The organism is Endozoicomonas sp. ALD068 (genome assembly GCF_049310145.1).
Lineage (GTDB): Bacteria > Pseudomonadota > Gammaproteobacteria > Pseudomonadales > Endozoicomonadaceae > Endozoicomonas_A.
Map to the genome: position 1 here is coordinate 2,756,739 of NZ_JBLYNU010000004.1, position 14,847 is coordinate 2,771,585.

Here is a 14,847-nt window from a genome sequence, read left to right on the forward strand (position 1 = left end):
CTGTTAGTTACGGAGAGCTTCCCGTATGCCTGCCAATCTGACCGATACCAATCCTCTCAATCCTTCTCCCAAAAGACAGTGGCTCAAGACCAGCAATGGCTGGTTCTACTCGGCCAGTGTTAATACTGATACTTTTGCCATCAAGCTGTCGACGGACCGGGCCCGACCGATGTCGGGCTTTGCCACGCCAGCACATATCAGTACTGTCAGGACAGCCATTGACCGAGCTTTCTGGCTAATCGAGCAGTCCGGTCTTTTTCCTCACTATATACATCGGAATATCAGTATTATCCTGTCTGACCGTGATTTGCCGGGGCAGAATATCTATTATGATGACGATGGCGTGACATTTTTAATCGGGCAATCGATCATCAATCCGTCATCATTGCCCCAGGCTTCAGGCCAACCCTCCAGTCTGGCCGATGCTCCCGGAACTGACCGGCTCGTTGCCAGGTTGCTAAACAATATGGCAATGGTCGTTTATGAGGCCTGTGATCCCAATAACTTCTGGTCAGAATTTCAGGCACGTCAGAATGGTTCCACAGAAAATGGTGGCGGTTTAATCCCGTCTCCCATCAGCCAGACTGATGACGTGGTTTCCGCTATAGCCACTCAAACACAGCTCGACTTTATCTCTGAAACCCTGGCTGCCAAATGGTTGAATCAGAAAGTATCACCGGTTTCACTCTATTGGCTGGAGTCTTTGCTTCCTGATCTGTTCAATGCCCCAAAAAATCCTGGGAAGCCGCCAACTCCTCTAAGTGCCCAACTGCAAGCCAGACACTGGCATTCTAAAAACGATCTTGGTCAAACACTTGCCTGGCTCAAAAGTGAGGAGATCCGTCCAACAGGCAATGTTACCAGACCAGTGCCTGACAGTTTTTCTCCTTTCACACCCGTCGCGCCTCTTTTGCGCATCGACGAGACAATAGCCTGTCCTGCTTTTGGCGATGGTTACCGCACCCGGGTTAACGGAACAGAAATAGGCATCAGGGTATACCCCCAGGGCGACGCCGCTCCGCCACTGCGACTGGCCGACATCACCCTTGATGTGGAAAGCTACCATTCACTCGGTTACAAGGATCCGGCACAAACGCTCCGGCGGCTGGTTTTTGACCTCAAGAAATTGGCAGGACTGTTTCTATACGGTGGTTTTAACCGGCAGTTGCTGACCTTTCTTCACGGACTGCAGATTGCCAGTGATCCGGGTGGCACGGATAACAAAGTCCCTCTTATCAAGGCAGAGTCCGACCGATTATTTATTGACAGTGACGCAACCTTCACAAACGACAGTCGGCCACTGATTCGTCTGGGAGCCGCCGATCTTTCCCGGCACTCTGACGAAGCTCTTGGGCACGGACTGTCGGCCCTGCTGATACCAACATGGAGAGAAACCCTGACCGACAATGCCCTGGCTGTGGCCGGTATTGAACAGCTGTGGGGGATCACTGGCAGCAGGCTGGAAGCACTAAAACCACATTATGGGCTTGATGAACGTTACCAGGCCCGGCAATGGCCACAAGAGTCCGGTGATCTCTACCGGCAACTGGTGTCAGGCCAACGCCATGATCTCAGGAAACGGGGTGGCACAGCGGAAGACTTTGTTGATGCCGTCCGGGAACTTTATCAGGGTGACGGGCTGGCGCCAGCACTTGCCAGCGTTATGGGAGACTGGCAGGCGTTAGCTGAGACTAACCACACAGCCGGGGAAATGGCGGATTTGCTCGAGGCCATTGTCACAGTTTATGGCGAACAGCCGCTACGCAGTGAACAATGGTTTTTCCGCAGGGCACTTGATGCCAGTCTGGACTGGCTGAGTAACAGAGACCCCAACAACCCGGCTCTGGCAAACCTTCAGCGACTGAAAAAAAATGACGAGGCACAACAGGATGAATACGATGGTCTGTTCGAGCCGGAGCAGGCGCCGCTCTTAAACAATACCACCAGCAGCGTTCGGGGCAGATTCCTTACCCTCAAGGCTCTGGGTGACTGGATTGGGGTTTATCTGACACCGGACTATCTGGCCAGTTCCAGTCATCAGACCCTTGCCAGTGACCTGCGGCAACTGGTGGATGCCAGCGAGCTGTTCAGACACCGGTTGAACAATACTGACAAGTTACGGATGCTGTCGGGCAATGTAACGACCCCGATAAGACCTGATACCCTTGGTGACATACACGACCAAGGTTTAATGAAAGTCTCCCCCGATGACCACAACAGGACGATCCCCGGAGAGTATGCCAGTCTGATTATCCCCGGTCGCAATGGTGCATTTCCCGGCAGAGAGCCCGGCCCGCTGACCTACCTGCCCATGCGTCATAGTGCGGAAAATGACACCGTTCATGACCTTGCCCCGAATAACGGGACAGACCTCGCACCCATTAACCAGACAGTCAATAACGGCACCTTCACACTGATCCCTTTTGATCCGGATGAGGGGGATTTACCCTACGGTTCCGGGTGGCTTGCAGGCCATCTTTCGTTCTTTTACCAGCTGGGAGAAGCATTGCGACTGGCGCTCGGGCTGGCGCCAGAAGAAGATACCAATGCGGCCAAAAACCGGATTCGTACTGAACTTGGTTTGCCTCGACACTACTCTGGACAGGGCAACCCCGGACAGGACAGACTGCCGTTACCGGTAGTAAACCCCCGTCAGTTGATGCTCAAAGAGACCCTGCCCATACAGGTAAGGTTTAATCAAACGACAGCGAAAGACAGTAGGAAATCCGTACCTCTGGCCGTGACCGGATATGGCTCCCTGGGGCGTCATCTGGAACTGACAGCAGAGCCTTACGGGAATGGCAGCTATCGTCTGCAACTGGCTGCCGTTGGCACAATGACCGCCGATGACGGTCTTCTGTCTCCTTCCCTGTGGCGCCGCTATCCCGCACTTACCAGACCGGCGGCAGGGCAAAGGGTTCGCCGTTCCGATACTGAGCCTGTTGCAGGTTCAGACTTTGAATTAATGAATAAACTGATTCCTGACTCTGAGACGTTCCGTAAGGAGTTTGCACCGTTATTACACTATCAACGTTCTGTGAACGCAGACTTAAACACACGTTTTGAAAATCTGCTGAAGGCTTTTACTGAGCTTGATGGCTATCGTCGTGAGAGTTCTCCATCAACCTTTGCTTCAGTGACGGGAGTTTACGAAAAACTTACCGACCTGGTCGGGAATCCCCTGATCGAAATGGAAACCGCCAAAAAACTTATGAAACTGGCGACAAACTTCCATCGCTGGTTGGATGCCACCATTAAGCCAGTCCCTGAAAAACTGCATTTTGTCAGCATTGGCCCAACCGTCGGGGAGCTGAACCGTATCCGGTTATGGATTGCAGCCAATGCAAACTCTGGTTTGCAGATAACCCTCTGGTATGACCAACACGCAATGCTCACCAGTCTGCTTTCTGAAGCCCTCAAAAAAGCAGTGACCAGTCAATTAACCAGTGAATCTGGCGCCGGTGATCCGGCTAATTTTGAATCGGATTTAATAAAAGCATTCCTGAAGTTGCAAGATCAGGCCTGGAAATCCATAGAGTCAGATATGAAGCAGGGCCGGGGATTTGATCTGGCGGTGAAGAATTTTCTGGTAGGCCACCTCAACCATAAATCATCGACTATTGATGCGAAAAAAGCCCAAATGATGAAAGCCTACCGGCGATTCAAAAAGAAGATAGAGTCTTCTTATCCCGGGGTGAAGTTTTCCTATGGGGATATTAATAAGGTCTGGACCCCTGCTTATGGAAAAGACGGAGAGAAGGCTAAAAATTACTATCGCAGGGAACTGGGATTGCGCGGCCATCTGTCTGCAGCCTGTGCACTGGCGAAAACCAGAGTGATTGGCGCTCTCGGTGGCGTTTATTCTGATACGTCCCTTCCGCCTGCCATTAACGAGAATCTTTTCAAGGATATTGATTATTCAGACGTTAGCAGAACAGATCGGAACAGGGTGAACAGAGTACAAATTCAGCTTGTCATTCAAAAGTTCGGCAAGGAATTCCTTCCTGATGATCAGGATCCTGCCATAGAACAGAAGATTTCAGACGATCTCGCCTGGTTCGCTGAAAAATACCCCAGGTTGAAAAGCGATATTGAGCAGCTTCTGGCGAGTTCTGATTCCTCGCAACTATTTGAGCCCCTGGGAGAAGTTAAAGTCATTCCCAGTGAGATCTACCTGCCATCGAAACAAGTCCCCAGTGTCTTCTTTGCGGCATTAAAGGGCAGCCCGACCATGCAGATGGTCCAAAACAGTCTTTTATCCGCTTATCAGACGATTGATAAGTATCAGTTGTCCGGCGTGACAGATTGGAAAACGACCCAGGATAAAAAAACGTTTATCAGCACAAAAAAGACAGGTTCCCCGTTTTTGGCCTTTTATCGACTCGGGGCTATATCAAATTTTGCACAAAGCTATCCAATACTGAGTGGTGATGAAGCACTGGTAACAAGCAATAGTGAAATGGGATGGACTGGCAGCCATAGAGATTCGCTGGATGTTCTTCGATTGTCTGCCAGAGAACACTACATGGTTTCCAGCGAATCACTGGCTGTCTGGGACCACAAAATCGATCTCGCAATCAATACCAACACCGATCCAAAGAGCAGAAGTCAATACCGCCAGCAATGGGTTATCCAGATGGAGTCTGGCGATGATAGCCCCATTGCCAGGGCCTGCCGTTATCTGTTTCGCAAATACAACAATCTTCAACCGGCAGAAGGCAGTTATCGTTCAGTCCGTTGGCTGGTGATTGATAACGATGATTGGTCAGATGGAGAGACGGGCGCAAAGGTTAACAAGGTCGATATTGGCAAATTTCTGGACAGTGAAAGCGAAATTCATGCAGTAGGTCTGGGTGACTCCGGGAGCGGGAAATTTACCCTGAGCGGCCAAACCGCCTCAGAACTGGCAAAAAAAATCAATGAATTGACCGGCAATACGGCGGTTAAAACCATTAACCTGGTTGGCTCAGGCATTGACGACAACGGGCTTGTAAGCGACTACCTGAAAGAAACCCTGAGAGCCACAAAAGCCTCGGCAGTGACTGCCCGTGACGGTCTTTTGAGAGTCGATATCTGGGGGCGCCTGTGGGTTGGCCTGGTCTCTGACACAGATTCGGTCACCTGGTCACTGGCCGACAACTCTGACATGCTGAAAGCGCTTCGTAAGAGTGACGGTGAAATTACCGTCGAACGCTGGTCTGAAAAAGAAACATTGGCTGAAGGTGCCATTGGACTCCGGAAGCTGTCCTCTGTGTTATCACAGGAGAGCGGGTTGCTGAGTCCCGTCAATCCTGATGATGTAGTGCCGACTCTGGCGATGTTCAAGCGCCGTTTGAAGCCGGGTTTGCTGAGGGTTCTCGAATCGAATGATTTGGAATCGCTGGAGAATAAAATCGTACAATTTGACCGACTTCGCCCAGCAGGAAGTGCTCTTGAAAAATACATGCTTGTCTATCGCATGCAGAACAACCTGCCCAAAATTCTGAGTGGGGAACCAGCAGCCTCCCATCTGGCTGCGGCAATAAACCAGTACCTGCTGGATGCTTTGGTGGAGGTTCCTAAACAGCTTAACTTTATCTGGATTGGTCGTCTCAAAGAAGGGGTTAAAACCTATCTCAAGGTTTGGGCCAAGATGGTTCCCTCCTGGTCGCAAACGCTCTGGTACGATCCACAAGCGTTTCTGGCGCCTGTGCTTAGCCGGGAAATACGTAAGACTGTTGCGGCTGAGAAAATACCTGAATTATTGAAACATGAACAAGCCAGAGATGATTTTTTGACACGCTTGTATCATCTACAAGACCACGCCTACAGCACTATAAAAGAAGGCATCGCCCAGGGTAAAACCTTTGACGACATGGCCAAGACATTTTTAGTCAGGCACTTGGGTATGGATCAAGGAGAATTAGAACAAATTCAAAGGCAAACTCTGAATGAATTCACGGATCTCGCCAAAGAGCTAACCGGGCTCCGGGGCAACGCCGGATCCGGGGGATTCACGCTGGCAGATATCAATCAACTCTGGCAGTCAGGCAAAGAAGCCAGCCTGAAAAAATGGTACGAGAAAGAAGGTGGGCTGAGGGGGGTTTTAGCGGCAGCAGCTGATTTGGCAAGAGTGGGTATTCTTACTGAGAAAAAGGGAGGTGTCTATTTGGATGTCGACACACTGCCTCCTTTCAATGAGAAACTGTTTAAACACATTGAATTCCCGGATGAGATTTCATCGTCAGAAAGACAGGGTTATGTGATTAACTATATGATTATGGAATATTTGGGGGAGCCAGGGGAGGAACAACTGTTTTTTGACAGAATGGTTGAGACAGAAATACAGGAAGAATGTAGAAAACTAAAGGAAAAATACCCGGTTTTTTTTAAGCAGGTTAGAGAAGCCATCGTTAATCATAACAAAGAGCCTCTTTTTATTTTTCCAGACTCAATCAAGGCTATTCCCGGTTCGATGGAAATAACGTTGGAATTTGGAGATAAAATCCATCCCAATAATAACTTTATTGTTGCGCCGCCAGACAGTGAAGTTCTCAAGGCAGTTAAGCAAGAAATGATAAGGCGTCAGCAGTTGGTTGAGCGTCTGAATATAGACGACCCGGTAAAATTTGCTGATTCCGATAGCGAGCAACTGAGACAATCCATTGCAGATCAATTGGGAATCAGTGATAAAGCTACCGATTTTTTAGTTAACTATCGAAGCGATGGAATACTTTTTGGGTCTGTATCCACGTTGCAGCTATCCGGGCCGAGTTTGATGGCTAAAGTCATCAGGAAGCATCTCGCTTATTTTCTTGCAGAAGATAAACATTTGGATCACAAATCAAATTCCTATTTCACGCAAATTAACCCACTGGCAAGGATTGATTTAGTGAGTTTTTATACGGGTGAAAGGTCCAGTAGCTGGGTTGCCGGTGCTGATAAAACCCAGCGTTATACCCTGATTGCTGGGCAAGACAGCCGTTATATAAACCAGATCATTCTCCAGCTGGGTAACAGCATTAATGAAGCCAGTGCCAGCTTATACCTGGGCGATAAATACCGGCCTGATTTCAGCCAGCTTATACGACTGAAGTCTGATGGCACCCTGATTGATTCGAAGACAGGTGGTGCTATTGAACCCGGGATATTGCAAGCCAGTTTTCTTACAGACGACACACGTATTATTGTTGTTGGTCATGGTACTAAGGTTCAGGACAAAAAGACCGGTTTCAGCAAGTTTCTTCTGGGCGGAAAGACAGCCAGGGAACTGGCCGAAGTGCTTGGGCGCATAACCGGCAGGCGGTCTGTCAAGACTGTCAGTCTGGTGGGTTGTGGCGCTGATGCCAGCGGGGAACATTACCCTGTGGAACAATTCGCCAGGCAACTGATTGCTGAAATCAGGACAGAACGCATCACCGTCCGCAACGCTCTGGTGGCGGTGGATGATCTTGGGCGCAAATGGACCGGCGCTCTACCTGCTGAGGGTGATGTGCTGTGGTCACAGTCAGACCCTCGGGTCAAACTGGTGCTCGAGAAGGATAAACAGGGCCAGTTAATAACCCGTCAGCTCCGGGTTGCAGAAGGGCTGGTGAAAAAACTCCGGAATTTGCCCGCGTTGCCCCCCGGCAGGGATTATGCCTATCTGGGCAAGAATGACCGTCACTTCAACCAGGCCAGAGACCTACTGCTTACTACGATTATCGAAAACAATCGAGAACAGCCACAAAACAATCGAGGACAGCCACAAAACAATCGAGGACAGCCACAAAACAATGGAGGACAGCCACTCTCCCGCCTGATTGAGGATTACAACCTTCGGCTGCAACAAGTCACCCGTGATAACTTTTCCCCTTACCGGTTGATGCCATTACCGGCTGCCGATGTCGAACTGCCTTTTGCGCAGGCAGGGGCACCAAGAGAGCTGCACCTGAGCGCCTTTGTCCGTGCAGACTCAATCGGTGACCCGTTTTCGGGGGTTGGCATGCTGGCCTATGGTAATCCTTTTGCGCAGGAGAATTTTTTCCGGACCCAACAAGCGGGATATCAGCTGGCCCGGCAAGTCGCAAGCCCACCATCCGAAGCCATGGCAGCACTGTTTACCCGCCTGCTGCTTGGGTCTTTGCAGGACATTGTCACACCCGCTGGCCATGACATAGATCCGTTCCGGGTCTCCAGCCCTGATCTGCTGGTTTCGGTATTGGGAAAAGATGACCTGTTTGCCCTGTATGCCCACAAGGAACGAAATGACTTTTCCGAATTGGCCAGGCAGTACGTCAAGGCTCTGAGAGAGTTATCGGGTGACTTTCTGGCCGACAAACGGGCGGAACAAAAAGTGCCGAGACTGAACGCCTGGAAAAGACGTGAACAGAGAAAGTCGTTCCAAAGCACCCTTTCGCTTGGGGTTAAAAAAAGGCTGATGCGCCAACCGGATGGTACGGTCAGTTTCACTGATCCTGTGTCTCTGCCTGATAGAGAGACTTTTGCTGGCAACAAACACGGCAAATACCTGCCCGTTGTCACCAACCTTTCGGGCGAAACTTATGTTCTGGTGAGCGTGCCAGAGATTAACAGCGCAGTTTTTCCGGATAATCTGCGCGATATCCTGTTTATGCTTCAGTCCTCAGGTCCGCTGGAGCAGCGTAATGCCCAGACGCTGATCAAGACCATTGAGTCTGCCTATTCCCATCGCTCACCCTCCCTGGCAGAACAGCGGCTCGATGAAAAAATGGCCCGACTGCCGCTGGCTGATGTGATCACACTGGCCAATGAAATCGATAACTTCGACACCGAGCACAGGGCTGCCCAGAGCCTGATGCGAAAGCTGTTGTTGCGGCTGGTGGACAGCGTAGTGAAGTCTCTGGAAAACGGTGACAAACCGAATCGCCAGCAGAAGCTTCTTATTGCTGAGTTGTCCAACCGGCTTCCCGAAGACAGCCGCAGTTTCAGGATCCCGCTGTCAGAAAACCGCGAACGCCTGGTTTACCTGGACCCTTTCCTGCCTTACAACGAAGATTACCATTCTTCCTCGAAGATTTTTCTGGGAGTGCGTTCGCCATTTTTCCTCTCGGCAATTGATCATAATGTTTATCGCTACCAGCTGCGTGAGCTGGCACAACTGAATGGATTGCCAAAAGAGCTGGACGCTGTGCTTCGCCATTTCAACAAACCGAATAAATTTATCGATAGCCTTCTAACCTGGCATAAATGGCAGACAGAGAATGGTTTGCAGACGATCACGCCACCCGTTGATATCCGGCTGGAACCCTACCTTTTGATCTCGGACAGTCAGGTGATTATCCGGCGGTGGCAAAAAAATCAGCCTGCTATCATCCAGGTCGGACTGTCGAGTAAACGACCAGAATCGTCTGACCTTCCCCTCGCCCGGATAATGACTCAATCCTATGGACTGGCTCTGCTCTTGCAACTGCAAGCAGAGCAGGCACCCGATTCTGTGATCACCAGGGCTATGGAAATTTGGGAAACGGATGATTCTCGCTCTCCTGCTGGCCGTTACGGTTTTACCAACGGTTTGAAACTGCGGCGACTGCCCGCCGACAGTGATCCCGTTTATCAGGTGCTGGTCGCTAACAGCGATGACCATGATCTTAAGTTTGCCCGTGGCACTGTGGATGATTGCCATAGGGCATTGGCGGTATTGTTCAGGGAAGAACGTCTTGCCCGTTCGGTCAGAGCCGTTATTAACTTCCTCAAAATCAAGCCGGAGAGCTCTGTCGATGCGTTTGTGCAAGGACTGGTAAATATCTACACAGATTACTGGCAACAGATGCAGGGTTCGCGGCTGCGTTCTGCGCTGGAGTTGCAGAACACGGATTACCGGATGTTGAAAGCACGAATTTCCAGCTCCGGTTTGTCCGCTGAAGACAAGAGCAGGTTATTGTCAGATATGGGTTTTATGCAAAACCCTCCAGACACAGGTCCGGACACTGACAGAACGTCTTCTTACTTCCATGGTCAGGAAATCAAAGCGGGCAGTCCCGGAATCCTCAGAGAACTTCCACTGGCTTTCTATGGCGACCAAGGCTCGCAGCCGCAAATCGCAATCTTGTTCTCTGCCCAATATATCAGGGATATTCTGAAAAACGATGCGCCTTCCAATGAGATGCATTCAGTACAGGATGCAATTATCAGAACGCTTCGAATATTCAAAAGAACCTTCAAATACGAGAATTTTTCCAAAACACTCAAGAAAACACGGAGCCAGAGCTTTGGCAACCTCAAGACTCTGGTGAATCAGGGGGTTATTGATGGTTCTGTCGGCAGAGGCTTCGAGCGGGTCAAAATACCTGACTCTGTCCGACTATTACTGGTCATCACGCCTCCCGGTTCATTGGCTACAACTCAGCCGGAACCGGTTCTGGTTGGTAATGCCGGTTGTGTCCTGAAAATTGATCCGAGCCAGTATGTCACCGAAGGCAAAATGCGGGTTGAACAATATCACATTTTATCAAGCCTGGTAGCCCGCTATATTGGTGCCGCAAATCGGTTGGAAGGTATCGACAGCAATTCTGAAACCCTTCGAAAAAACATTCTGCATGAAATTGGCATTGACGACATTGCGACATTACAAAGGGATGCAAAAGATCCAAAGATCCCTAGAGACAAGAAAAATGGACGAATCGGTCTTGAAATAGAGTTTGATGGCACAACCGTAGCTCTTGAATCGAGACAACCGCTTGCGTTTACTGAATATGTCTCCAGCAAGCTTTTGAACCCTGTCTACCCTGATCTGGTTGTATCCAGCGAAGAGAGTGAAGGTCGCTCTATCATTGAAATCATTACCGGACCCAAACCTCTCTCGGATTACATGGATGCATCCTCTGTTGTATTTCGTGCCACCAAAACCTTGGCCGATATTTTAGCCAATTTACCTGAGAGTGGTTATACCGTAGACGACATCACTCAAAAGTATAATGACAAGCTACTGGGCAATAATCCCACTGATGATTTAGAAAAATACCGGTTAGGCACTAATCGAAAGATGAATCCTGAAGTCTCATTGCCCGCCGAGCTAAAAGGAAAGCCATTATCTTATCATGTTCAGGTCAATATCGGGGTCGATCTCAGGGGGATTGGGGATATAACATCCTATGTTGCCACTCTTATTGTCCCAAGGAGAAGTGATTTATTAAGGCAAGTTTTTGAGTTGAGCCAATATCAGGCCTCTGTCATTTCAGAAAGACTGGGGCTGAATTCTGACTTGCTGAACTCCATGTTTACCGCTCATTTATTCAAGCAGGCATTAGACAGTTCGACCCAAAAATTTCACAGAAATAAAGGGGGTATTAAAGACTCACCGGTCACTCAACTTGAGGGATTATTAAGGCTGGGTACCGCCGATTTTTTAATGACGGTTATCTCTGATCTGGATGCAGAGCAACTTAAGTCAGCCATCGGGGATTACAGCTGGCAAGCCTTTGCTTCGTTGATGCAGGCAACGGTCGATAACCTGGCCGAAGTGGGATCTCTGGCTGAAGGAACTGGCAGGCAGTGGACAGCGCCCGAAAAACTACTGCAAGCCCGATTAGAATCGCTGTTTATCGACACCCTGGATTACCGTATCAAATATGGAAGGATGCCCTTACCCCCTTCTAAAGCAGATGCTATCGAATTACCGCAAGGCGAAGGCAAAGAATCGACGATTGTTTATATTGGTGCCACAGGCGCCTCAAGACAACACGTCACTCGTTATGACAATGGCAAGGGTGAAACCCATTACCTTGGTATAATCGAGGTGCGCGAACCCTGGCCTGCACTTAAAAAAATGGCTTTTTCCCCTCCCGGGACGGCCACGACTACGGTAATAAAGTCCGTTCAAAATCCAGAGTTACTGGGAGCGGACCCGGATGTTGACGGGATCTTTTTCAGAAGAGCCCAATCCCTGCTCACCACTGACATCATCTCGAGGCATTACCGGGACTGGATCAAGCAATCCATCCTCAACCGGCTGGGTCAACTCGATCAGGCAAGGCTTGAGCATGTAACCCGCTCCTTCTTCGACTATCAGCAGGCAGTAACGGACACATTCGGGCAGGACACACTGGGCCGGTTGCTGCTGACGGCCAATCTCAGGTCAATGACCGGTGGACGAACGGGATCATCCTGGGACACCCTGGCGCAGTTGCAAAAAATAGTGTCTGTGGATTTTAACCTTCAGCGGGTAACCAGCTGGGATCACCAGCTGCCTGCCACGACCACTGACAGCGAAGCCCTGCTTGTCGCCCGCTGGCAGCAGCTGGCAAGGTTCAATCTGCCTGCCACTGTCTACAGGCTTCTGGACTTGTTTTCCGGGCACGAAGATTTTATTAAAGCGGTTCTTGAATCGGGAAAGGCAGTTTCCGGGAACGGCATGTCACTGGGTCGTTTGTGTCGGGAAATAAACATTACCCTCAACCCTGAAAGGTACCTGTATCAGAGTTACCTCGATAGCAATCCACTGACCCTGACGGTGGGAATAAAAGACACCACTTTTGATAACCGTGAGGCTATCGCTGCAGGAAAGCTACTCGCAACAGCCCTGCTAAACCATCCCGACGTGGCGGCTATCGGCCAGACTCAAACGGAGTTGCGGGCAATCTGGGGATTATCAGCAATCACCACTGGCCGTAGCTATGGCCTGACCACAGAACTGGCGCTGGCTATTGTGCCAAACCAGAAAGACGACCTGTACACACAGTTTGTCGATGGCATCAGCCGCACCGATCACAACTGGCAGTTTGCTTCCGGGTCGGTCAGGGATTTCGCCCGGGTTCTGTACTGGTTTTCCGCCCAGCATGATGAGGACAGCCTTAAAAAGGCTTTTGAACGGGTGCGGAACTATCATCGTCAGCATCCCAAAGTATCCCTGGACACTTTTGCCTCGGCTCTGGTGAATACACACAGAAATCTGCCCGATGAACGGGCGGGTCTGGTTCTGCGTGAGGCTATCGGGAAAGAGGGATGCACTTATCTGCAACAGGCCCTGACGAAGAAAAAAGCCTCCGTAGTTGCCGGTCTGAAAACAATGATATTGGTCGGGACTATTGACCAGTTTTATGATGACCGTGATTCGTTCAATGGCATAACTGAGTTTGAGGTTTACAGGCACATATCGGTAAAAGTGAGCCGTGCTTACTTTCGTTATGGCGGAACGGAGTATCTTTCATTAGTCGATAGTCTTCAGGATTTCCTGGCAACGCCTCTGGGCGAAGATTACCTGAAGAGAACCAAGGTCGAAACCACACTTAAATATCAGACCCTGGTCGTTGATGCCCCTAAAGCTGTTGCTGGAAAGCAGCAAATTGTCGTCTGGTTACCACATACTGGCAAGCAAGTGGTGATTAATCCCGATGCCACAGCCAGTCAAAAAAACCGTTTTTCCAGCTTGATCCCGGTGTTTACTGCCCTGGTTAAATCTGGCTATGAACTAAACGGTGGCCGTCAGTCTGACCTCCCTGATGCGAAAAACATTGAACGAATGGTTCGCCAGCAAATGGGATTTGCCCCCCTGGTGAAGCTTGCCGACACAGGGACTGTAGAAAAGGACACCGCATCTGGACGGATAGTCCTTGAAAAAACCTATAGCATCCGCGAACTTGCCAAGTCAGAAAACCTGCAGGTCAAAAGCCCGAAAGAAATCAATGGTTTCCCTTTGATCACTCTGAAATGGCTTGATGCCGGAAACCCGCCGGGGTTGCAACTAATCACGGCCCCGCTTTCTCCCGATGAGCTGAACCAGCACCGGCCTTTCCTGGATGCCGCTTTTCAGGCTTTGGATAAAACGGTTTCGGCATTGTCTGGCCAGGTTAAAAACTGGGATTTAGTCCGAGCTTTTCACAGACAGCTTGCCAACACCGGGACGGTAAAAAAAGAGAGCAAACTGGGCCGGTTAATCTTTGAAAACGTAGCCTACGGAGTCCCCTACCTTGAGCCTGATGCTCTGCTCGAAAGCCCGACCATTATGATGAAATGGCTCACCGGAAAACAGCCGGGATTGCAACTCATAACAGTCCCGCTTTCCCCGAATGAGCTGGACGAGAAAAGGCTTAGGGTGGAACCAAATTTTTACGCGCTGGGTAAAGTGATCTCGGAACTGCCGCACCCGGCCACCCACTATGACTTAGCCACAAACTTTAATAATTATGCTGGTGACCTGTCAGATTTTATTGTTGTAAAACAGCCTTTTGACCAGACCACAATTTGGCAGACAGAAACGACCGGCGAGGCAGGCACCGGGATCACCCTGAAGTTTCCCTTTGAGGATCTGGGTAAGCCGTTGGTGGTGGCACTGTTTGCTGGCAGCCAAAGCCCCGGGGGTGAGCGGTTGATGGCCAGCTTCCGGGCCGCCAACCGTTTGGTAAAGGCTGTTACCCCGGCTTCAGGCCGCGATGGGGTAGCCACTGCCCAGTTAAGGTCGATGTTTACCCTGTTGTTGTTCCGACTGTCGGGGGACAACCCACAGGAGAGAGCCCTGTTTCCGGGGCTAAGGTTGGCAGACTGTATCCATACCTACCTTTCCGACACTGCCGTAACCAAACTCAGTCACTATATCAACCGCGATGGCCTGAAATCGGTGACTGATGAACTGAAAGCGATAATCGCTGACCTCCAACAGGTAACCGATGTTGCGGATGCGCAAGTGGATAAAAGGATTAAAGACCTGTTGGGGATAGCTCTGGATTACCGCCTTGCCAACGGAGCCGGGTTGTTGCCTGCGGTACTGTCGGATGCCTACTCGTTGCCCCTGGCCGATGACCAAAAATATCGGGAACTCTGGACTGGTATGGTGTCAGAGGGCGGCACACCGCAGCCTGTCTCCAGAAATGCTGATGGTCATTATCTTTTGAACCTGGTCCTGCCGGGTCAAAG

General features: G+C 50.2%; 1 protein-coding gene (cut by a window edge). It reads left to right on the forward strand.

The window, feature by feature from the left end; translation table 11 throughout:
• Positions 1-25: 25 nt before the first annotated feature.
• A protein-coding gene (locus tag ACO6V5_RS09545) for a TcdA/TcdB catalytic glycosyltransferase domain-containing protein (protein WP_422442359.1) crosses the window boundary here: on the forward strand, positions 26-14,847 show its 5' portion. It continues 13,816 nt past the right edge of the window; 14,822 of the gene's 28,638 nt are visible here — the first part of the coding sequence; the start codon lies at positions 26-28; its stop codon lies beyond the right edge, outside the window.